We start from the raw sequence: 22,010 nt of genomic DNA, 5'->3' as shown, positions 1-22,010 counted from the left end.
CCACAAGCCAAAATTAACGTTAGGCAACCTAAAAAAAGAAAATAATAAACCGGCCCTCTGCCCGTTACTCCCCATAGAAAAGCCGCCATCCCATGGCGATGGGTATAGCGGCGTATTAATTTACAGAGAGGGGTGTTGCACCAGACGTGCGATATCAGAGTGTAATTTTTTCCACTCGGTGGCAAGCCACCAAACGACCTTCTGCCGGGCGCAGCTGGGGGACTTCTTTACGGCAGTGATCGGAGGCAAAGGGGCAACGGGTGTTGAAAGCACAACCTGTTGGCGGATTAAGCGGGGATGGCAGCTCGCCGAGCAGCTTTACCTTGGCTCCGCGATCTTCAGCGCGAATAGCTGGCGTGGCCGACATCAGTGCGCGAGTGTAGGGGTGCAGCGGGCGATCAAACAACACTTCTTTACTGCCGTGCTCTACCGCGCGACCAAAGTACATCACCATCACATCATCTGCTACGTGTTCAACCACCGACAGATTATGGCTGATAAATACGTAAGCAATGCCCAGCTCGTCTTGCAGATCCATAAACAGATTCAGAATCTGCGCCTGAATCGATACATCCAGTGCAGAGGTCGGCTCGTCTGCCACCACCACACTTGGGTTCAGCATCATGGCGCGTGCTACGGCAATACGCTGACGCTGGCCGCCGGAAAACATATGCGGATAGCGATGATAATGCTCAGGCCGCAGGCCAACACGCGTCATCATGGCACGTACTTTCTCTTCGCGCTCTGCGGCGCTTAAAGACGTATTGAGCAGCAGTGGCTCTGCCAGCATCGTGCCGATTTGTTTACGCGGGTTTAAAGAGGCGTAGGGGTTTTGAAACACCATCTGCACTTTAGGGCGCAGTGCTTTCAGAGCCGCAACGCTCGCGCCGACGGTATCGATACCGGCAATTTGTAACTGGCCGCTGGTCAAGTCTTCGATCAGGGTAAGCTGACGCGCTAAGGTCGATTTACCACAGCCCGATTCCCCCACCACAGCCAGTGTTTTCTTGGCATGCAGACTAAAGCTTACACCGTTTAAGGCTTTGACCAAGGCGGCAGGCTTCATAAAGCCGCGTGAAACAGGGTAATGACGGGTAATTTCACTGGCGACCAGAATTGGATTATTACTCATGCTTGTGGTCTCCCGGCCTCATCAAGCGGTGTAATACAGCGCACGGTGCTTGTACCTTTATTCATCAGCGCCGGACGATTTGTTTTACAGGACTCTTGTACATAGGGGCAGCGAGGGGACAGCAAGCACCCCAACGGCCTGTCGTACTGGCCCGGTACAACGCCAGGTAACGTTGCCAGACGATGTGCGCCCTTGCTGTGTTCGGGAATCGAGCTAAGCAGCGCCTGTGTATAAGGGTGACGTGGCATATCAAAAATCGCCGGCACAGGGCTGGTTTCGGCCACTTGCCCTGCATACATCACCACCACACGCTGCGCTACTTCGGCAATCACCGCTAAATCGTGGGTAATCAGAATCAGCGCCATGTCATGCTGCTTTTGCAAATTAACCAGCAGCTCCATAATCTGCGCCTGCACCGTTACATCCAGCGCGGTGGTTGGCTCATCGGCAATCAGTAAGCGCGGCTTACAGGCAATCGCCATGGCGATCATCACCCGCTGGCTCATCCCGCCGGATAATTGATGCGGATAGGCATCGAGGCGTGATTTGGCATCAGGAATCTCTACCATTTCCAGTAACGCCAACGCCCTTGCCCTGGCTGCGGCACCACGCAGGCCTTCATGCTCGCGCAGCGTTTCCATCAGCTGGTATCCCACGGTATAAGCCGGATTCAGGCTGGAAAGTGCATCCTGAAAAATCATGGCGATATCTTTGCCAATAATCTTGCGCTTCTCGCCATCTTTCATATTCAGCAGGTCTTTGCCTTCAAAAGACAATTCATCTGCAGTGACACGGCCCGGGGCGTCGATCAAGCCCATCAGGGCCAGCATGGTGACACTTTTACCCGAGCCCGATTCGCCCACAATGCCAACGATCTCGCCACGGTTAATCGAAAAATCGGCGCTTTCTACCGCCCGAAATGGCTTATCAACCGAACCAAACGCGACGGAGAGGTTTTTTATATCTAATAAACTCATCGTTTTCTCTTTATTAGAATCATTACATAAGCAAGCTGCCTACAGCTCCAAGCAAACCCAAATCTTGAACCACGGAGGACACTGAGAACACGGAGTTTCACGGAGAAAACCAGAGGAAGTTTTCTCCGCAGTCTCAGTTTTGTCTTTCTCCGTGTTCTCAGTGTCAAAGATTTATGTTTTTTTTAAGCCAGCTTTTTCAGTTTTGGGTCCAGCGCGTCTCTAAGGCCGTCGCCCATCAGATTGAGTGCCAGTACGGTGATCAGGATGGTTACCCCCGGCATGGTCACTACCCACCAGGCGCGCTCGATGTAGTCGCGGGCGGAAGCCAGCATGGTGCCCCACTCAGGCAGTGGCGGCTGAGCGCCAAGGCCCAAAAAGCCCAGCGCGGCCGCATCTAAAATGGCGGCCGAAAAACCCATGGTGGCTTGTACGATCAGCGGAGCCATGCAATTGGGCAGCACGGTATTAAACATCAGACGCAATTGCCCCGCTCCCGATAATCTGGAAGCGATCACATAGTCTTTGGATAACTCACTCATAGCAGAGGCGCGAGCCAGACGCACATAAGAGGGCAGGCTCACGACAGAAATTGCCAGGATAGTATTCAACAGCCCCGGCCCAAGTACGGCCACAATCGCTACCGCCAGCAGCAATGAAGGCAGCGCCATCATTACATCCATCGCACGCATGATGGAGGTGCCAATAAAGTTAGGATAGAACGCGGCAATCATACCCAGCACAATGCCGGGCAGCAGCGACATCAGCACCGAAATCAGGCCAATCATCAGGCTCAGACGGGCACCATGCAGCAAGCGGCTAAGAATATCGCGGCCTACTTCATCTGTACCAAAAATAAACTGCATCGAGCCGCCTGTTTGCCAGGCCGGTGGAGTCAGAAAAAAATCCCGATATTGCTCGGTAGGCGAATGGGGCGCCAGCCATGGCGCACATAAGGCAGCCAGCACCAGTAGTACAAAAAAGATAAAGGAAACCAAGGCGCCACGGTTGCTGCTAAAGCTTTGCCAGAATTCTTTAAGAGGAGATGGATAGCTGTAAAGCGGCTCTGCAGCAGCCAGTGTTGAAGCATTTGTCATACTTACCTCGCGTGGCGAATACGTGGATTGATAACGCCATACAGCACATCAACCAGCAGGTTCACAATAATAATCAGAGTAGCGATCAATAAAATACCGCCCTGCACCACCGGGTAATCACGGCGCGAAATCGAATCAATCAACCATTTACCAATACCAGGCCAGGAGAAAATGCTTTCGGTCAGCACGGCACCGGCCAGCATGGTGCCCACCTGCAAACCAATCACTGTCACCACGGTCATCAAAGCATTACGTAGCGCATGCACCAGTACGATGCGGGTTTTAGACAAGCCTTTAGCACGGGCAGTACGGATATATTCTTCACGCAGCACTTCCAGCATGGAAGAGCGCGTCATCCGCGCAATCACCGCCATCGGGATGGTGCCCAGTACAATGGTCGGTAAAATCAGGTGCATCACCGCTGATTTAAACGCGCCCGCTTCGCCAGAAATCAGCGTATCAATCAGCATCAGGCCAGTCACCCGTGTGATGTCGTATTCCAGATCAATCCGGCCAGAAACCGGAGTCCAGCCTAGTTGCACTGAGAACAGCATAATCAGCTGCAAACCCAGCCAGAAAACCGGCATTGAATAACCGGTCAGCGCAGCGCCCATCACGGTGTGATCAATCCAGCTACCACGGCGTATGGCGGCAATCATGCCGATAATCAAACCAAACACCGAGGCCAGCAGCATGGCACAGATAGAGAGTTCTAATGTGGCGGGAAACAGCGCCCAAAAGTCTTTAATCACCGGCTCGTGTGACACCAGCGATCGGCCCAGATCGCCTTGTAATACTTTCAGCAAATATTGCCAGTACTGCACATATAAAGGCTGATCCAAACCAAGCCGAATTAGAGCTTGACGATAAAATTCAGGGTCTAGGCGACGCTCACCCACCATCACCAGCACCGGGTCCCCAGGAATCATATGAATTAGGGCAAACGCTAAAACAGTGATGCCTAAAAAAGTAGGAATCGTGACGCTTAAGCGGCGAAAAATAAAACTAAACATGGATATTTCCCCGTACGACTACAGCCGTTTGCATATCAACACCGCACAGAGCAAAACCCAGCCCTGCAAATGCAATTTTCATAAATACACTACAAAACGCTTACGTAAAAACGGCCGCCCCAAACGCAGCGGCCGTTTTTTAAAATCATGAATAATTATTGGACACTGACATTAGAAAAAGACATCGTGCCAAACGGGCTAATCTTGAAACCCTGCACTTCCTTACGAGCAGGCACGTAAACAGTGGAGTGTGCAATGGTAGTCCAAGGTATTTCACGCTTAAAGACTTCCTGCGCTTTTTCATAGAGCTTAGTACGCTCAGCCTGATTATTAATCGCACGGGCTTTAACCACCAAGCCATCAAACTCTTTGTCACACCACTTGGAGTAGTTATTACCTTCAAGCGAAGCGCAAGCCAGGTTAACACCCAGCCAGTTATCAGGATCACCATTGTCACCCGTCCAGCCAACCAGCATCGCATCATGCTCGCCACCCTTACCGCGCTTCAGGTATTCACCCCACTCGTAAGTGGTGATCTTGCCCTTAATACCAATCTTGGCCCAGTCGGATTGAATCATTTCAGCCATCAGTTTTGCATTCGGGTTGTAAGGGCGCTGAACCGGCATCGCCCACAAGGTGATCTCGGTCCCCTCGGCAATCCCGGCTTTTTTCAGCAGCACTTTGGCCTTGGCTGGATCGTAATTCTGATCTTTCAGCTTTTTATTGTAAGACCACTGAGTTGGAGGCATCGGGTTGGTGGCAGGTTGGCCCGCACCCTGATAAACCGCTTCGATAATGGCTTTTTTATTGATCGCCATATCCAGTGCCTGACGAACTTCCAGCTTATCCAGCGGCTTGTGCTGCACATTGTAAGCCAGATAGCCCAGATTAAACCCCGCCTGAGAGGACACAACCAGTGCCTTATTACTTTGCATCGATTTCAAATCAGCAGGTTTCGGGTAAGCCATCACATGGCATTCACCCTTTTGTAATTTCTGATAGCGAACGGAGGCATCGGGGGTAATCGCAAAAATCAGCTTGCCCAGTTTAACGCTACCTTTTTTCCAGTACTCCGGGTTAGCATCAAAGCGGATATTGCTGTCTTTTTGATAACTTTTGAAAATAAACGGGCCCGTGCCAATGGGCATGGTATTAAGCTGTGCGGTTTTACCACTTTTCAACAGACTATCGGCATATTCAGCCGAATAGATAGAGGCAAAAGACATGGCGATATTTTGCAAGAAAGCGGCATCAATCGTTTTTAATTTCAAGCGGATTGTATAAGCATCAACCTTTTCAATCCCCACAATATTAGTATCCAGACTCATGTCCGATACGTAGGGAAAATCTGTTGGCGCAGCCTTGTTAAATGGCAGGTTTTTATCCGTCATGCGCTGAAAGGTAAATGCCACATCGTCTGCATTAAAATCACGCGTTGGCTTAAAGAAAGGTGTGGTGTGGAATTTAACGCCTTTACGCAGGCTAAATGTGTAGGTCAAACCATCAGGCGACACTTCCCATTTTTCAGCAAGGCCCGGCTCAATCTGGGTAGAGCCCTGCGTAAATTGCACCAAACGATTAAAAACAGGTTCAGCAGAAGCATCAAAATCCGTACCTGAGGTATAACGCACCGGGTCAAAACCGGCCGGACTGCCTTCGGAACAATAAATCAGCGTTTTGCCTGCGGCCATCGCCGTACCGGCGCTCAGCACACACGCAGCAACGAGGGTTGATTTCAAAACAAAACAATATCCGGGCTGTTTTAATCGCATGAATGACTCTCCCAATACCAAGTGAATAAAGGTTTTTTTATAAACCCCTAAATGCTGGCTATCAGTAAACCTATAAATAGGGCTATGTCCTACTAGAGATATCCCCAACCCTTTTTAGCATCACTAAGTAAGTAAGCCTATCTGGGGCTTTATTTTTGCCTGCATTACAAAACAAAAATCGATATTAATCATACGATAAGCACCAAAAACTACCCTTCTACACCCACAACGTATTGGCCCTAAACAGACTATCTATTCCCCCTATCAGCACAAAAAAATCTTATGGCGTACGAAAATTTATATAAATCGGCAGATAACTCAGGTTTTCTGCTTACTTTTAAAGCAAAATGCAACAAAACAAGGCCCCTTCTGGCTTAACCTTACAAAAAACGAAAAATGCCCAATGATGAACATTTTTTACAGTAATGATCTTCAACATATAAAAAAACGGCCCTGTCAGGGCCGTTGTTTCACTCTTTAAATACACTGCTTCAAACAGTTTTTCCGTATAAATCAGCACCCATCATCCGGCGGCGCATCACCAGGCCCAGCAGCCCTAAACCTACTAAAGCATAGGTTTCTGGCTCTGGCACAGGAGTAATTGTTGCCATTATATTACCCTGTGCATCGGTGATCGTTTTGAAATCCACAGCTTGGCCAGAAGTAAATTCAGCCAAAACAGCAGCACCGGTAGGATCATTACTTAATAAAGCAGCAAAGCTTCTATCATATAGAGCCAGAGCAAAACGAGTTCCAGAGCCAATCAGACTCTGCTCCCCCGCAAATTCCACATCAAATTGCAGCTGTTTGCCAAAGATCACGCCCTGGGTAAACTGGTTCAGTTCACGGTTTTCCAGCTTAAGCACCGAGCTTAAATGACCAGATACGTTAAAGGTATTGTCGATATCAATAGACTCCAGGCTGCTACCACGGTACTGACTTACCAATGCGCTCAGTAAAGGAGAGTCGCTCAGGCCATTAAGGCCAAAAGCTACAAAGCCACCCTGTCCATCCAGAGTACGGGTATCTACATTCACGTGATACATCGCGGCAGAAGCCAGGCTGCTGCAAGCCAGAAATAATCCGGCCAGCGCTAATTTAAGTGTGTGTTTCATTATTTGAAGTCCTTAGTCGCCAGAATCTGTGCATTAAAACGGATCGCTACACGCGCAGGATTATTGAATTTAAGCGGCAAAATAAAAGGAGTGCCCGCACTAATATCGGCAGTAAATACACCACCTTCCGCGCCATTAGCCAAACTCACCCCAGATGGCAGATCTTTGATCTGCACGCGCACCGTCCCACTCACCACGCTTTGCGCAGCAAGGGTCAGGCTGCCATTAAAGGTTTTGCCAGCAGCGCTATATACCAGACCTGATTTTTGCTGAGTAAAACGATCACTCACATCAAACCATGCCTGAGGCAATCGGATTCTTGCCACTTCCGGATCATGATCGGAGGCCTGATCAGCAAACTCGGAATTCACATGCACCACGTCGTATTCGGTGCGAGCGGCCAGTGCAGCAGATGCAAAAACGTGATCCAGCACCTGGCTATTGCCTTCGAATACATAGGTGTAGCGCTCGTTCTCCGGCAGAGTTTCAACCAGATCAACCAGGCCCACTGCCTTCAGGCGCGCCACGCTGCTGGAAAACTGGTAATCATTGATATCACCCAGCACCACTACATTGGCATTGCGATCCAGAGCATTAATACGGCTGACGAAATCGGCAACGATTTGCGCCTGGTTGTTACGTTGTACTTCCGAAGTACGACCTGGCGGCTGGAAGCGACCGCTCAAGGGCTGATCCCCTCCTTTGGAATTAAAGTGGTTGGCAATCACAAACAGCTTCTGGCCATTAAACGAAAACTCGCCCACCAGTGGCTTACGGCTGGAATTAAATACCGGGTCAAGGGGCAGAATACGGCCCGGGCTGAAGGTCAGACATGCCAGCTCCGGGCAGGCTTCCACATCAACCGCTCCGGTAGATGTTCCGCCCGAGCGATCAATAAAACTGACACGTGCAGGGTTAAATAAGAACACCGGGCGAATATTGCCGCCAGGCTCACCTCCATCCTTGCCATCTACCGGATTAATCTGGCGATACTGATAAGCCGGGCCACCGGCACTTTGAATAGCAGCAATCAGCTTGCCTAGTGTTTGCGATGCATCCACCGTGCCATCGCTAGTCGCACCGTTATTATCCTGAATCTCCATCAGGCCAAGAATATCGGGTGATTGCAGGTTTTGAACAATCTGGGCAGCAAGGCGGGCAAACTTCGCACTACCTTCTTTGGCATCCAGGTTTTCCACATTAAACGAGGCAATGGCCAGCTCATCCTCAGCTTGCTTACGCGTCACTTCAGGAGCCAGGTTGCTACTGACCGGAGCAGACAACTCGCTCAGCAATACGGTGTAATTGGCAAAGTTATAATCCACCACACCTACAGCCCTGGCAAACCAATCCCCTACATTTACCGTAGAAGGCTTTACCGATCCTTGCGCCAGCTTAATGCGCTCCGGATTAAAATCAGTTTCAGTGATCACGACACCACCACGCGGCGTGCGCGGGCTGGCATCTCGACCATAATTAGGCACCACAAATACGTCACCAAATTTATTTGTCGGGCCACTTGCGATCGCACCGTCGAGCTGCACCCGCATTCCTTCTAGGCTTTCATAAAAATCAATGCCATTGGCCAGATCCAGCTGAGCAGCCTGTTCTACATCACTCACATTACCCTGCCACATGCGCTGATTAGGTACATTGGCAGCCAGAATCACAGGCTCAGGCAAAGCATTGCCCGATGACAGTTTGCTCACCCCACCTGCAGCCAATTTAATTTGCGTTGTTGTCAGATTATTAGTGCCACCTGTACTGCCCGGGCGGAATTCATTGACAACCCCCGAGACCAACACTGAATCCCCCGGCACAACACTTGGTGCACTACCGACAAAAACAAAAATCCCTTCAGACGTTAAAGGATCATTGTCGGGCTGGGTGCCCTGAATAAAAAAGCCGTTACTGCGAACCAGTGTTACAAGCCCGGGCACATCGCTCACCTGGCGGTTTTCTATAGCCGAGCGATGAGCACGGCCTTGAATATCATGGATGCGCTGAGTGCCTGGTGTTGGTGTTGGTGTTGGTGTTGGCGTTGGCGTTGGCGTTGGCGTTGGCGTTGGCGTTGGCGTTGGCGTTGGCGTTGGCGTTGGCGTTGGCGTTTCACTGCAGGTTTTGATCAACGTTGCTGTATTACGCGGCACAGGCGTAGTCACAACAAAATCAGCACTATTATCGTTACTATCCGTGCATCCCTCATTTTCACGCAATGCTGCGGTACTACTGCTTAAAGCTGCTACCGGATTTGTTTCTGCACTATTTGCGGCACCAAAACCCACAAAATCAACTACATCAGCAAAACTGCTGCACGCAGAGCCACAGCCCAATAATGTGTTGTTTTTAACCAGTGCCACTTTGCCAGAAGTACCACCTATAGCCAGAGTGCCAATTGCATCAGGCGCTGGCAAGCTTACACTCCCTCCCACACCGGCAGCTTGTTGAATCAAAAAATACTGACCCGCAAGTAATACGCCATTAATGGGCGTTTTTTGCCAGGTACTCCCCGTAGCAGAAGTGTATTGAACACTCCAGCCATTAAGGATTTCTGGCTTATCTCCGGTATTGTATAACTCAATAAAATCATTTTTGAATGTGGCGCCATTATTGCCTCCACCACCATAAACCTGGCTAATCACTACTGCAGATTGCACCGGAGCAGCAATGCCCCAGGCCATCAGACACAGTGCCACCAGCCTCTTCAGCTTGCCGCTTTCTTCACCCTTATTATTCATTGCAACCCCCCGCTTGACTAATTATTGGTATGGTCATCATTACCGATGTGGAACCAAACATTATAGATAAAACGTGAAGGAATAGCGTCAGCAATATTACAGAATTATTACACAGGGCCTTGCCTAAAACAAAAAATAGCGGGCTAACAACTAAATCGGTGCTGCCTAAAATACCAAAGGCGGCTTATTGCAAAGCCGCCCCGAATAATCATCATCATTTAACCCGCCTAAGCTTGCGGGGGCAACACAACTTAGCTTGCAGGCAAAGCAAAGCCAAATTCGGCCTTAAAGCGCACTGCCAGCTCATCACGGCTTATCCCATGGTTTTGCCCGCCCCTGGAAGCAATTTTAATTGCGCCTAAAAGCGATGCAAGCCGCCCCGTTACCGGCCAATCCCAGGTCAGGCTCATTCCATAGAGCAGGCCCCCACGGTAAGCATCACCACAACCGGTAGGATCCAGTACCTCACCTGGCATGGCCGCCGGAATATCATGACATATGCCATCGGTGTAAATTTTTGAGCCTTCTCCACCCAGAGTAATAATCAGCACTTTTGCCATATTTTGCAGTGCTTCCTGGCTAAGCCCTGTGGTGTTCAGCACCATTTCCAGCTCGTAGTCATTTAATACCAGAAAGCTAGCCAGCGAAATCATGTGTAGCAGCTCCGCCTTACTAAACATCGGCAAACCCTGGCCCGGATCAAAAATAAAAGGAATCCCGGCTTCTGCCAATTGCTCACAATGCTCCTGCATACCCTGCTTACCATCAGGAGAAACAATTGCCAGCCTGACCGGCAGCGGCACATCGCTCACCCGGTTCAGATGAGAAAAACTCATTGCTCCCGGGTGGAAGGCATTAATCTGGTTATCATCCAAATCGGTGGTTAAAAAGCACTGTCCGGTAAAAGTATCCGGCACTTCTTTAATGCTGCTACGGTGAATACCCAGCTTATCAAGGCGATCAGCATAGGAAAAAAAATCACAACCCACCGTAGCCATGATCTGCGGATCCCCGCCAAGCATTTTGAGGTTATAAGCAATATTGCCCGCACAACCTCCAAATTCACGGCGCATTTCCGGCACCATAAACGACACCGAAAGCATATGAATTTTTTCCGGCAGGATATGATTTTTGAAACGATCAGGAAACACCATAATGGTGTCATAAGCCAGTGAACCGCAGATCAAAACAGACATCGTTTCGTACCTCGCTTAGGGTTAAGCTGGCAAGTATAGATTGAAGAAAGTCATTTAAAATACAAATACATTATGAATACAACATATTTTTATGCAGAAATAGCCATGCAGAATTTATTTCTGCCCGAAATATTGATCGCTTGCAGAAAAAACAGCCACGCACCCAATCCATAATCAGCAGAAAAATAACACTCAGGGTATGGCTGTTTTCTACACCTTATTTGGTTAATGCGTAAGGCATTTTCAAACACAAAAAAACTGTATTTTTTCATACTCACAAACAGAGCGGCTGTTTCACAATATCGGGATGCCCAGCCGTTTTGGCCCCCTATTGCAGATCTGGAGAAAATAGCGATGAAGAAAAAACTAATTGCCAGCGCAATAATGATAGCCAGTGTATTAAGTGCTTCATCGGTTTTTGCTACAGAAAAAGTAAATCTTGAATTCTGGACCATGCATATGGCCCCTCAATTCAATCACTATTTTACAGATCTCGCTACACAATTTAATCAGAACAACCCCGATTTGGAAGCCGTGTGGGTTGATATGAATTGGGATCAGGTTCAACCCAAGCTCATCGCCGCTATTGCGGCAGGCAATCCGCCCGCACTGGTTAATTTTAATGTGCCCTGGGTACACGACTTTGCCCGCCAGGGAAATATACTGCCACTGGATGAATATCTGGGTACGGATAAAAATCTTTATCAGACCAATGCGCTAAATGATGTTACCTATAAAGGAAAAATCTACGCATTTCCCTGGTATAACTCTGTTTCCGTTATTGCATATAATAAAAGTTTATTTAATAAAGCTGGAATTAAAGCCCCGCCAAAAGACTTTGATGAATTACTGACCCAGGTAAAAAAAATCAGCAAAAAAACAAAAGCCCCCGCTTTTGTACCCAAGCTATCTGCGGAAAGTGGCGGCAGTTTTATTAACTGGTTTTGCTATGCTGGCCTGCCTGTAATTGAAAATGGCAAGGCCGTTTTTAATTCACCCAAACATATCGCTTTATTGCAAAAATTTGCTGATTTGTATAAAGCAGGAGCAATACCTAAAAATGTATTCAAAATGGAGTTCGAGCAAGAAATTACTTCATATAATACGCAAAGAATTGCCATGATGACGACAGCACCTCAGGCTCTGAAACGCACCCAAACAGATAGCAAAGCCATCTACGCCAAAACAGCAATTGCAGCCTTTCCCATTAGCGAGGGCAAAATAGCTTTCGGTGGCTGGATGATGGATTACGTGATTCCCACCGGAACCAAATCTCCGGCTGACGCGGCCAAACTAGGTAAGTTTTTAACCAGTGATGCCGCTCAACTGGCTTTCTCTAAAGAAACCGGCACGACTTTCCCCTCAACCAAGCAAGCTGCAACTGACAGCTACTTTATGTCAGGGGCAAAAAGTAGAGATCCCATCGAAAAATCGCGCGCCATCGCAGCATTATCTATTGGCAATGCAAAAACACTGACGCTGGAGCCGGGCATTTTGCCAGATGAAACCACCATGCAACGCATGTTGCAAAACGAAGTACAAGCCGCAATTACCGGCCAGAAATCTGCCAAAGCAGCACTGGATGCTGCAGTAAAAGACTGGAATAACAAACTAAGCAAGAGCAGCCTCTAGCATTACCAGTTCGTCATCACCATGAGGGGGTGATTTTTTATACCACCTTTGGCATCCATTTATAACAGCAGGCCTTTACCTGAAATGCCCCCGAAAATGCTTTACCTTCCGGAATCCGGGGCTTCAATCAACTTCGCTGTACAAAAAAACCTGCCTGCTAGGGCCTGCATCATCCCTATTTTTAAACGATCAGTAATGCGCCGCCACGCAGCCTTGGGCGGCAGCAACCGGTGCATCGACTTTTAAAGGCGATAACGCCCGCTCACCAATTGCATTACTTGAACCATAGCCAAATTGGCGGTATGAATACGGTTCGTTCTTTTTAAAGAAAGGAGACCCTCATCCATTAAAAAAGCCGCAGCACCACTTCCCCAGAGGCAAAGTGATACGTACGGCTAGGCACACACACAGCTCACTGTCGTGATTTATTCTTAGTTCAGAACGCTAATTCGATCTGTATTTGGGATAGCAAGCAAAGGATTTTTACTTACATACTTTTCCAGGGTATCCACATCCAGCGGGCCACCAAGGATGTCTTTACCATTTACAAACTCCAGATAACCATCCCCTCCTGTCGCCATAAAATTATTTACCGTCACGCGATAGCTGGCTTTTGGATCAATAGCAACACCATTAAGTTTGATGCTTGCAAGATCAACCTTACTACCATCTGGCTTGCTCTTATCCCATACATAGCTAAAACCAGTAGACACTTGCATGACTTTCTGAACCCCGGCATTCCATTGCTGCTCGAGCACCTTATCAATTTGCTCTCCTGTCAGCGTCATTGTTACCAAAGTATTGCCAAAAGGCTGAACAGCAAACAACTGACCGTAAGTCACCTTACCACTTGCATCTGCCGGAGCCAGCTCTGTACGCAACCCGCCCGGATTCATAAAGGCAATTTGTGAAGCACCATTATTCGGCCCTGCAGTAGCATCAAGAAGAGCATCTGCCATCACACGCCCCAGCAACATTTCACCACCTGCCGTTACCGTTTTGGTCAGCGGACCAGCGATCGATCCAACCACACGATCTTTAAGCGGCGAAACCAGTTTCAGGAACTTTTCAACCAATGATGTTTGGACTGTGTCTTTTGGCACATCACGCGTTACAGCCAGATTATTGGCACTCATCTTGATTACGTTGCGGGTTTTAGGATCAATAGTCAGATCAATATCAGTCACCATGCCACCATATTGATAAGCACTGGTCACTAACTTATCATTAATTCTGCAATTGTAAGGCTGGTGAGTATGGCCTGAAACCACCACATCAATGGCTTTATCCAGCTTATTAACAATATTGACAATCGGGCCTGAAATCCCGTTGCATTCATTGTACTTTTTATCAGCCGGGAAGCCGCCTTCGTGCAGCAAAACCACAATAGTCTCAACACCCTGCTTTTGTAACTCAGGCACAAGCTTATTCGCCGTTTCTACTTCATCTTTAAAATCTAACCCTGCAACACCAGACGGCGTAACAACATCCTTCGTGCCTTTTAAAGTCATACCGATAAAGCCGACTTTTACACCATTAAATTCTTTGATCTGGTAAGCAGGAAATAGCGTCTTGCCAGTTGCACTATGTTGCACATTGGCCGCCAGAAACTTGAATTTAGCACCATCGAATTTACCATCGGCACAGCCTACCTTATCTGCGTGGCATCCCCCATTTTGCATACGAAGTAATTCTTCACTACCATCATCAAACTCATGATTACCCACCGCGTTAAAATCCAAACCCAGGGCACTCATGGCTTCAATCGTTGGCTCGTCATGGTAGAGAGCAGAAATCATCGGGCTGGCACCGATCAGATCACCCGCAGAAACCACTACATTATTTGGATTTTTGGCTTTAAGGCTTTTAACCCAGCTCGCCAGGTATTCAATCCCCCCCACCGGAATCTTGATAGTTTTACTTGGGTCAGAAGGATCAGGAATGGTCAGAGTAATCGGTCCAGCTTCGAGGTTGCCATGAAAATCATTAATAGCAATCAGCTTGACGTCAACAGCGGAGACTTCAGGAGCTGTATCATCAGAATCAATACACGCAGTAAGCGCCAGCGTGACACTGGCCATCAGTAAAGCATTACGCAACTTCATGGTAATTCCCTCAAGCAATAAAAAAAGTTAGTAAGGTTAATTAAGTTTCATGACAAAACCATAAAGCTATGACTAAGCCATGATGTCAATAAATTGACTATACTCTTTCCTTACAAACTTTACTGTGAGGGCGGCAACAGCATACTTGCGCCTTGGAGAAGCAATACCACAAAATTTCTGACAAATATATTTCACTAGCTGAGCCACCATTCCCAGAACAGCTCATGATTGTCGGCAGTGGCCAGCATAGCTTTTACCTGATGACATCTACCCCACTTCGGCACAATTTCAAGCTCATTTTCTGGCAAGCTTTCCGCAATGCAACCAGAAGCTCATACCCATCATCTAAGGATCAATCCCTGGCTTGTCTGTGATAAAGATGAGAAATCATCAGGTTAATACCGATCAGACAACCCAAATGGTCCACCGCAGCAAATGCTGCAAGAGATCCTTCACCAGCGTTTTACCTGTATCTGTGGAAGCCAGCAGAGTGATCTCTCCCGCTTTAATATTGTCATGAGAACGGTTAACGGCAATCAACTTAACTTCAGCAGTGAAGGTTTCAGGAACCATTTTATCAAGCACACTACCCGCAGTAAGTCCCAGCGCGATGCCAACCATAAATAAGCTATTACGTAAATTCATGTTAATCCCCTCAGGCAACAAACAAAAAGTTGCTTAAAATCAATGGAATTTCACGAAAGCCAGATTAAACAATAACAACGCGCTACTTACTATACTCTTTCTTTATAAATTTTACTGTACAGACACCAATAGTGCCATTTGCTGCTCAGATAAATAGCACCACTGCCCTTCAGCCAAACCCATTTCAGCCAGCTTTAAGCCACCAATTTCAGAGCGGCGCAAACTGGCACAGTGATTACCTGCTGCGGCCAGCATGCGTTTTACCTGATGATATTTACCCTGCTCCAGCACGATTTCCAGCTCATTCTCACCCAGCTTTTTGCAATGCACGGCAGCAAGCGGCGCAGGTTCGTCGTTCAGCTGCACGCCGGCCATTAAGAGTGTAATCAGCTCTTCTGTTACAGGCTCGGCGGTAATTGCTACATAAACCTTAGGCACATGGCGCTTGGGGGAAGATTGCGCGTGGATAAATGCACCGTCATCCGACATCAGCAAGAGGCCGGTAGTATCGTGATCCAGGCGCCCAACCGGCTGCACTTCACGCCAGTTAAATTGCTCGGGAAGGAGTGTCAGCACACCGGGGTGGTGGCTGGGTTTACGTGAACATTCAAAATTGGCCGGTTTATTCAGCGCAATATAAACGTGCTCACGATAGGGCCAGCTTTCACCAAAAATGGTCAGCTCCAGTCCCGTGGTTTCAAAAGTGAGCTTAAAGTTGCTGACAATTTCACCATTTACGGCCACTTCACCGTCGGAAATCATCTCTCGACAACCCTTGCGCGTACCAAAGCCCTGCGATTGCAGGATACGATCTAATGTTAATTTGCTCATGCTTGAATTTTACCGGATACGCAACGCTGAGGCGATATGGATGATTTTAGCCAATAAAAAAACCGCGCATATGAGTTAGCACGGTTCTTTTTGTGAGAAAGTTTTAGAGCTTACTTAATATAACCCGCAGCCATTGCCGTTACTGCGGCGGCTTTACCCAAGATGGTATGCCCGGCAATCGTTGGATGTACGCCATCCGCAAACAGATAATTGGTATCAGCAGCTGCAGCCACTAGGGTTTTAGCATTACATGTCAGCGCAGAAACATTAGCAGGATTAGTAGTTGGTGGCAGAGGGGTGGCAGATACACTAATATCGTTGTTACACGCCATATTGCTGGTGTTCACCAAACCAAAGCTCACCGGGCTGGCAATGGCCTTAGCCACAAGACCTGCTGTATCCACAATTACTACCTGCTTGGCGGTCACTTCCGCAGCCAGCGCAGCGGCAACAGCCTTGTTGTATTCAATAGAAAGGTTGGTCGCCAGACCTTTTAATGGGGTAGATACAAACTGCGGAGTCACACCCAGATCCGGCATATTGGCGTAAACCACCTTGCTGGCCCCCATAGCTACCAGCGTTTTGATCTGCGTGACCATGGCGGTCACATTTTTACCAATTTCTGTAGATGCTGTCGATGGGTTAATCGTGCCGTCAGCGACCCCGCTCAAGAAAGCAAAGAAATCATTGGGCCCCCCCTGAATTAACACCAGCTGACTGGCATTGAAGCTGGTACGTGCGGCTTTGTATTTAGCAATCTGGCCTTTGATCGACAAAGCGCTGGCCGATTGATATGTCACACCTGGCTTCAGGGTAATCAGGCCATCAGTAAGTTTACCCTGTTCATCCAAAGTATCGATTTCAATACGTGCCCCGCCTTCAGCATATGCACTACCACCTAAATCATAAATTTTACCCATCGTGGCTGGCGTACCCACCGCTGCGCCAGTTGCCGGATTAAGGCCGCTAAAATTCACCACGCGATTTGGGGTGATATTTAAGCCGTACTCAGCAGCCAGAATTTCTGTCCATACCGCACCAGCCGGTGCAGTCGCTGGCTTAGTGGTAAAACGTAAACCCACAGGAATATCGTTCGTCAAATCTGCATCAGCGGTGGTTGGATTGTAAGTACCAATGTCACTTAGGCTATCGCCAAAAGAAACTATTTCTTTAATACTGCGGATGTCTGCTGGGCTACCTGTATCTCCGCCACCTCCGCACGCAGCGAGCAGAGAAGTCAGCAGCAAAATAGCAAATGGGCGGCTTGCCCGTGGCAGCGAAGAACTCATGTATATCTCCCGTCTTGTTATTGGTTTAACGCAACCCAAAGCCCGATGCTCTGTCGTTGAGAAACGATCTTCATGCTACGAATCAAACAATTGTTTGACAAGCTAAAAAAGGCTAGGATTATCCCTAAGTAAGAACAGCCTTATATAAACCAAAAATAAACAATAAAATAATGTAAGAATATAGAACATCATTGTAGATCTAAAAAAACATCTGCAAGATTGGTCTAAGCAACTGTTTCATATTGAACTAAACGCTTCATTTCTTATGTTCTAGTGAATGAGCCGCCCTAAAAGCTTGTGTATCCTGACAAAAGAGCACAAAAACATTTAGCAAACCTGGATGGCAAGTGGGTCGCATTGATGTATTTAAACAACATAACAAGTAAACCCGTTGTCTAAAGTCGCGGCAGATTAGGCCCGATGCCCCAGGCACGCCCCGATGACTGAATTGCTCGCATTATCTATTGTTTCTTTAATTGCCAATACACTTTCTGCCCTTGCTGGTGGAGGTTCAGGTCTGCTGCAACTTCCTATTTTGCTGTTTTTGGGCCTGGCTTTTCCCGTAGCACTGGCAACACATAAAGTAGCCAGCGTGGCACTGGGGCTAGGGGCTACGTTTAAATACCTAAAAGCAGGTACGCTAAACTGGCGATTTTCTGTCCTGGTGCTAGCCAGTGGTTTACCCGGTGTACTGATCGGGACTCTGCTGATTTTGCATATTCCTGAACCCTGGACACTACTCATTTTGGCCTTTCTGACCTGCGGATTAGGCCTGTATTCGCTATTATCTCCCGCACTGGGTCAACAGCAGCAAAGCCGCCACCGTAGCGGATCAAAACGCTGGGTAGGCGCAGCAGGTTTATTTTTTATTGGTGTATTAAACGGATCATTTACCTCAGGCACAGGCTTATTTGTCACACTTTGGCTGGTGCACTGGTTTGGTATGGATTACAAACGGGCCGTGGCGTATACCATGGTTCTGGCTGGATTATTCTGGAACGGTGCAGGGGCCATTTCACTGGCTTTGCAAACAGACTTACACTGGCCGTGGATTCCGGTACTGCTGCTGGCCTCTGCCCTGGGGGGCTATCTGGGCGCACACTGGGGGTTAAAACAGGGCAATCAGATAATTAAACGCTGCTTTGAAAGTGTCACTATCCTGGCAGGAATATCATTATTTATTAAAGCATTATATTAAGCACTCCAGATATTGAGCCTTCACCAGACAACCCAGTTGCCCCACTCACTTTGATAGATTTGGCCATGCTACCTATTAAATTTATTCCAAAATACAAACACCGGACGGCAGTCAGCGCCGATAACCTCTGTCTGGCTTTTATCGGCGCTCAGCTGCTGGTTCACCCTGATGGCAGATTGCCTGTAGCAAGCGATCTGCCAGCGCATGATACTGCAGAAATTTCAGTGCAAATTGGTAGTGTAACCGGGCAGGCTTGCGTGTTAATGGCATGGCATGAAAAAACTTCCTATGCCGCCAGTTTGCAAGCTATCGGCCTGCGTGCCGCCTGGGGGCTCATTGCAGACAGTCACTACTGGATAGCCGCTCGCGCACAACAATTGCTGACATTTGACAGGCAGCACCGCTTTTGTGGCTGTTGCGGCACGGCCACAACACGTATGCCCAAAGAAACAGCCAGAGAATGCCCGGCCTGTCTACATCGCGCTTATCCAAGAATTTCCCCGGCCATTATGGTGCTGATCAAAAAAGACCGGCAGCTCCTTTTAGCCCGATCCCCCCATTTTCGCTCCGGTGTTTACAGTGCGCTGGCCGGCTTTGTGGAGGCTGGAGAAAGCTGTGAAGAAGCTGTTTTTCGCGAAATTTATGAAGAGGTAGGGGTAAAAGTCTCCAAGCTAAGCTGGTTTGGCAGCCAAAGCCATCCTTTTCCACACTCTTTGATGCTGGCTTTTATTGCAGATTATGTTTCGGGGGAGATCATCCCCCAGGAAGGGGAGATCGAAGATGCGCAATGGTTCGGCCCGGAGAATCTGCCCGAGCTCCCCGGAAAATCCAGTATTGCTTATCACCTGATTCAGGCTGGCTTGGCAAAAATTGCCAGTAAATAACCGATTTGCTTCAGGCAAACCCGAGCATTAAACCACGAGGCTCACGAGGAGCCCGGAACTTCACAAAAAAACAGCTTTTCTTCAATCAAACAAAATCGCTCACGGCCCAGCAGGAAGATCCAAGATGCAGAGTACTGCCAACCACGCGTCCTTTCGCCTTGGCGTGATCCTCGCCATTTTTGCTGCAACCGGTTTTTCATGCAAAGCCATTTTTGCCAAATTAGCCTACCGACACGGTATAGACGCCATAACCTTAATCTGTTTACGCATGCTATTTGTGCTGCTGATCTTAGCCTCCTACAGCCTGTGGCGCAGCAAAGCACGGCTTGCAGGGCGCGATTATCTGGCACTGATTGGCCTGGGGCTTCTAGGCTATTACCTTTCCAGCGTACTGGACTTTATTGGCTTAATGACGGTGAGTGCCAGTCTGGAGCGGCTAATTCTCAGCCTTTATCCCACCCTAACCGTGCTGTTTTCCGTGCTGCTCACTGGCTCTGTTATGACCCGGCAGATAAAACAAGCACTGCCGCTTACCTATCTCGGCATCGCCCTTGTGATTGCGCCAGGCTTAAGCGAGGCCAATGCCGATTGGGTAGGTATCGGCTTTATTGTCGCCAGCACCACCTGCTATGCCTTATATATGAGCCTAAGCCCGGTGATGATTTCCCGGATAGGCGCAATGCGTTTTACCGAGCTGGGGCTCACTGTTTCCAGTATTGCCGTACTCTGTCATTTTTTAGTCACTCATCCAGTCAGCGCGCTCGTTCAGCCACTGCCTGTATATGGTCTTGCCGCCGCCATGGCCGTTTTTTCTACCGTACTACCAATTTATGCCACAGCTGCCGCAATGAGCCGCATCGGTGCCAGCCGCACCGCCATTATCGGCAGCCTTGGCCCTATGTTATCTATTTTGATGAGTATCGGTATTCTGGATGAGCGCCTGAGTACAATCCAGTGGCTGGGCGCAATCATTGTGATGTTGGGGGTCTGGATCATCAGTAAAAAATCTTAAAGGCAGCCCACAGGAGGTACTAAAGCAACTAATAACGGCTTCAGAGCCAATTCCGTTTAACCACCTTACCGCACAACACAATGAACAGGCGAGTTTGATCTATATCCTATTTGTAAAAGCAAAAAACGTTAATATCTGCCCGCCACTCTATTTATCAGGCAACGGGCGAGCCGGACCAAAAAAGAAAGTACAAACCGGGGCTCAGCCTTAGGCAGCCTTCGCAGGTTGGTCAGTGTAAACCACTCGTTCATCCTCGCTAAATACCAGTAATACATCCTTGCAAAGTACCAGCTAGCTCTGCAAGAGCCGGGCCCTTATTTGGATAAATCATGAAACTCTGGAATATGCTCTGTACTGCTTTTACCCGTAATTCAGCCCCCCCGCCTGTGATCCGGCCCTGCTAACGGCTTTAGCAGACAGCACCAATCCCCGTATTAAGCTCGCCAACCGTTATCAGGCACGCCTGCAAAATGCCTATGCAATTGCCCATTCCTGGAGCGGGCGTATCGTATCTCAGCTGCCAGCGCCGGTAGAGCTGTCAAGCCAAAGCTGGAATCAGGAAGCCCATGCCCATGCAGCCTTTGGCACTGCTGAAAGTGTGCAGGAAACCATCAGCCATTCCGAAGAAGTCAGAAACTGGTTTGCACAAAACCTGCTGGCCGATCACGCTTATGCCGTCTTAGTCATGCAAAGCCAGCTACAACAACGCTATGGAATGGAAGTTTGCGGCGACAATATCAGGCAGGATGTAGCCCAGCAGGTGCTGGTTTGCCGTGGACAGCAAATCAGCCAGGTTGCTGGCAGCAGCAGCGATTTACAAAAAAAACTGATTGGCCGCTTGCTTGAGCTGCTTGCCAGCCAGGCGGCCTGGCATATAGAAGCCAGAGAACAATTTAAACGCCAGCTGGAAACCGAGCTTAATGAAGTAAGAATGAGCTGGCGCTATTGCAAACCCACCGAGCCACGCTATGCCGTGCTCACACAGGAAGTTGAAAAACTATCTACAGAATTTAACGCCTGCTGCAGCGCCTTGGAGCCAGACGCCCTGCTTGCACTACTGGAAACCTCACTCACCGATGCTAATAGCCATCTCAAACTGGAAATCCAAACCCTAAAGCTCGATAAAATGAGCGTGCTCAGCCAGGCAGAAGACGCCTCTGAAATCACACTCTGCCATGTATTAATGGAGCGTGGTCAGTGGCTGGACCGCACCATCTTGCCGGTAAAAATATTACGTAGCGATGTCATCCAGCCCAAAGGCTTTAGCCAGCGGCTAGATGAGGTACTGTTTTAGTATCTGTAGCGGCTAATACTAAAAAGCCAATGAAATACGCTTGAAAGTATTTAAATTTAACCAGCAGGCTATTCGTTTTTATA

At 48.4% G+C, this 22,010-nt stretch carries 18 protein-coding genes; 5 read left to right on the top strand and 13 right to left on the bottom strand.

Features of this window, described 5'->3' with window-relative positions:
• Positions 1-154 precede the first annotated feature (154 nt).
• The 9 genes from EJO50_RS13950 to EJO50_RS17195 all read right to left on the bottom strand — a co-directional run bounded on the left by EJO50_RS13950 (position 155) and on the right by EJO50_RS17195 (position 11,492).
• Complete coding sequence (locus tag EJO50_RS13950; protein ID WP_125975155.1) at positions 155-1,132, bottom strand: peptide ABC transporter ATP-binding protein; 978 nt, start codon at positions 1,130-1,132, stop codon at positions 155-157.
• Positions 1,129-2,109 carry an oligopeptide/dipeptide ABC transporter ATP-binding protein gene (locus EJO50_RS13945; protein ID WP_125975152.1) on the bottom strand — a complete coding sequence of 327 codons (981 nt, stop codon included), beginning with the start codon at positions 2,107-2,109 and terminating at the stop codon, positions 1,129-1,131. The genes EJO50_RS13950 and EJO50_RS13945 overlap by 4 nt, the downstream gene beginning before the upstream one ends.
• Positions 2,110-2,291: 182 nt before the next feature.
• Complete coding sequence (locus tag EJO50_RS13940) at positions 2,292-3,203, bottom strand: ABC transporter permease subunit (protein ID WP_125975150.1); 912 nt, start codon at positions 3,201-3,203, stop codon at positions 2,292-2,294.
• Positions 3,204-3,205: 2 nt separating this feature from the next.
• A complete protein-coding gene (locus EJO50_RS13935; RefSeq protein ID WP_125975147.1) occupies positions 3,206-4,216 on the bottom strand; it encodes an ABC transporter permease subunit in 1,011 nt (336 codons plus the stop codon).
• A 155-nt stretch (positions 4,217-4,371) separates the two neighbouring features.
• Positions 4,372-5,988, bottom strand: a complete 1,617-nt coding sequence (locus tag EJO50_RS13930; protein ID WP_206434399.1) for an ABC transporter substrate-binding protein — start codon at positions 5,986-5,988, stop codon at positions 4,372-4,374.
• A gap of 491 nt (positions 5,989-6,479) precedes the next feature.
• A complete protein-coding gene (locus EJO50_RS13925) occupies positions 6,480-7,103 on the bottom strand; it encodes an NF038129 family PEP-CTERM protein (RefSeq protein ID WP_125975144.1) in 624 nt (207 codons plus the stop codon).
• Complete coding sequence (locus EJO50_RS13920) at positions 7,103-9,841, bottom strand: DUF8508 domain-containing protein (protein WP_125975142.1); 2,739 nt, start codon at positions 9,839-9,841, stop codon at positions 7,103-7,105. Before EJO50_RS13920 ends, EJO50_RS13925 begins: the two co-directional genes overlap by 1 nt.
• Positions 9,842-10,092: 251 nt before the next feature.
• A complete protein-coding gene (locus EJO50_RS13915) occupies positions 10,093-11,037 on the bottom strand; it encodes a carbohydrate kinase family protein (protein ID WP_125975138.1) in 945 nt (314 codons plus the stop codon).
• Between the two features lie 89 nt (positions 11,038-11,126).
• Entirely contained in the window at positions 11,127-11,492 is a 366-nt protein-coding gene (locus EJO50_RS17195; protein WP_164521382.1) for a hypothetical protein, read from the bottom strand.
• A 4-nt stretch (positions 11,493-11,496) separates the two neighbouring features.
• Between EJO50_RS17195 and EJO50_RS13910 the strand changes: the two genes are divergently transcribed.
• Complete coding sequence (locus tag EJO50_RS13910; protein ID WP_233702096.1) at positions 11,497-12,669, top strand: ABC transporter substrate-binding protein; 1,173 nt, start codon at positions 11,497-11,499, stop codon at positions 12,667-12,669.
• A gap of 431 nt (positions 12,670-13,100) precedes the next feature.
• On the opposite strand, the gene EJO50_RS13905 is transcribed toward EJO50_RS13910, so the two are convergent.
• From EJO50_RS13905 to EJO50_RS13890, 4 genes are all read right to left on the bottom strand, one after another.
• Entirely contained in the window at positions 13,101-14,774 is a 1,674-nt protein-coding gene (locus EJO50_RS13905; RefSeq protein WP_206434398.1) for a bifunctional metallophosphatase/5'-nucleotidase, read from the bottom strand.
• A 405-nt stretch (positions 14,775-15,179) separates the two neighbouring features.
• Entirely contained in the window at positions 15,180-15,419 is a 240-nt protein-coding gene (locus EJO50_RS13900; protein WP_125975137.1) for a hypothetical protein, read from the bottom strand.
• Between the two features lie 111 nt (positions 15,420-15,530).
• Complete coding sequence (locus EJO50_RS13895) at positions 15,531-16,250, bottom strand: pseudouridine synthase (protein WP_125975134.1); 720 nt, start codon at positions 16,248-16,250, stop codon at positions 15,531-15,533.
• Between the two features lie 110 nt (positions 16,251-16,360).
• Positions 16,361-17,539 carry an SGNH/GDSL hydrolase family protein gene (locus EJO50_RS13890; RefSeq protein ID WP_125975131.1) on the bottom strand — a complete coding sequence of 393 codons (1,179 nt, stop codon included), beginning with the start codon at positions 17,537-17,539 and terminating at the stop codon, positions 16,361-16,363.
• Positions 17,540-17,978: 439 nt separating this feature from the next.
• Here EJO50_RS13890 and EJO50_RS13885 point away from each other — a divergent pair, with 439 nt between their 5' ends.
• The 4 genes from EJO50_RS13885 (at position 17,979) to EJO50_RS13870 (ending at position 21,927) form a co-directional block, all read left to right on the top strand.
• Positions 17,979-18,737 carry a sulfite exporter TauE/SafE family protein gene (locus EJO50_RS13885; RefSeq protein ID WP_125975129.1) on the top strand — a complete coding sequence of 253 codons (759 nt, stop codon included), beginning with the start codon at positions 17,979-17,981 and terminating at the stop codon, positions 18,735-18,737.
• Between the two features lie 65 nt (positions 18,738-18,802).
• Positions 18,803-19,621 carry an NAD(+) diphosphatase gene (gene nudC, locus EJO50_RS13880; RefSeq protein WP_125975126.1) on the top strand — a complete coding sequence of 273 codons (819 nt, stop codon included), beginning with the start codon at positions 18,803-18,805 and terminating at the stop codon, positions 19,619-19,621.
• A 124-nt stretch (positions 19,622-19,745) separates the two neighbouring features.
• Positions 19,746-20,633: a DMT family transporter gene (locus tag EJO50_RS13875; protein WP_125975123.1), complete on the top strand. Its 888-nt coding sequence runs from the start codon at positions 19,746-19,748 to the stop codon at positions 20,631-20,633.
• 598 nt (positions 20,634-21,231) lie between these two features.
• A complete protein-coding gene (locus EJO50_RS13870; RefSeq protein WP_125975121.1) occupies positions 21,232-21,927 on the top strand; it encodes a hypothetical protein in 696 nt (231 codons plus the stop codon).
• Positions 21,928-22,010 lie beyond the last annotated feature (83 nt).

Origin of the sequence: Iodobacter ciconiae, assembly GCF_003952345.1 — a bacterium.
GTDB lineage: Bacteria > Pseudomonadota > Gammaproteobacteria > Burkholderiales > Chitinibacteraceae > Iodobacter > Iodobacter ciconiae.
The sequence above is the reverse complement of the archived record's forward strand: the minus strand, read 5'-3'. Positions and strand labels throughout refer to the sequence as shown.

Coding starts and splice junctions, on each gene's coding strand:
- EJO50_RS13885 (WP_125975129.1), top strand. CDS start 17,979: ATGACTGAATTGCTCGCATTATCTATTGTTTCTTTAATTGCCAATACA.
- EJO50_RS13930 (WP_206434399.1), bottom strand. CDS start 5,988: ATGCGATTAAAACAGCCCGGATATTGTTTTGTTTTGAAATCAACCCTC.
- EJO50_RS13875 (WP_125975123.1), top strand. CDS start 19,746: ATGCAGAGTACTGCCAACCACGCGTCCTTTCGCCTTGGCGTGATCCTC.
- EJO50_RS13940 (WP_125975150.1), bottom strand. CDS start 3,203: ATGACAAATGCTTCAACACTGGCTGCTGCAGAGCCGCTTTACAGCTAT.
- EJO50_RS13915 (WP_125975138.1), bottom strand. CDS start 11,037: ATGTCTGTTTTGATCTGCGGTTCACTGGCTTATGACACCATTATGGTG.
- nudC (WP_125975126.1), top strand. CDS start 18,803: ATGCTACCTATTAAATTTATTCCAAAATACAAACACCGGACGGCAGTC.
- EJO50_RS13950 (WP_125975155.1), bottom strand. CDS start 1,132: ATGAGTAATAATCCAATTCTGGTCGCCAGTGAAATTACCCGTCATTAC.
- EJO50_RS13895 (WP_125975134.1), bottom strand. CDS start 16,250: ATGAGCAAATTAACATTAGATCGTATCCTGCAATCGCAGGGCTTTGGT.
- EJO50_RS13945 (WP_125975152.1), bottom strand. CDS start 2,109: ATGAGTTTATTAGATATAAAAAACCTCTCCGTCGCGTTTGGTTCGGTT.
- EJO50_RS13920 (WP_125975142.1), bottom strand. CDS start 9,841: ATGAATAATAAGGGTGAAGAAAGCGGCAAGCTGAAGAGGCTGGTGGCA.
- EJO50_RS17195 (WP_164521382.1), bottom strand. CDS start 11,492: ATGGTCCAGAATTCAAGATTTACTTTTTCTGTAGCAAAAACCGATGAA.
- EJO50_RS13905 (WP_206434398.1), bottom strand. CDS start 14,774: ATGAAGTTGCGTAATGCTTTACTGATGGCCAGTGTCACGCTGGCGCTT.
- EJO50_RS13910 (WP_233702096.1), top strand. CDS start 11,497: ATGGCCCCTCAATTCAATCACTATTTTACAGATCTCGCTACACAATTT.
- EJO50_RS13935 (WP_125975147.1), bottom strand. CDS start 4,216: ATGTTTAGTTTTATTTTTCGCCGCTTAAGCGTCACGATTCCTACTTTT.
- EJO50_RS13890 (WP_125975131.1), bottom strand. CDS start 17,539: ATGAGTTCTTCGCTGCCACGGGCAAGCCGCCCATTTGCTATTTTGCTG.
- EJO50_RS13925 (WP_125975144.1), bottom strand. CDS start 7,103: ATGAAACACACACTTAAATTAGCGCTGGCCGGATTATTTCTGGCTTGC.
- EJO50_RS13900 (WP_125975137.1), bottom strand. CDS start 15,419: ATGAATTTACGTAATAGCTTATTTATGGTTGGCATCGCGCTGGGACTT.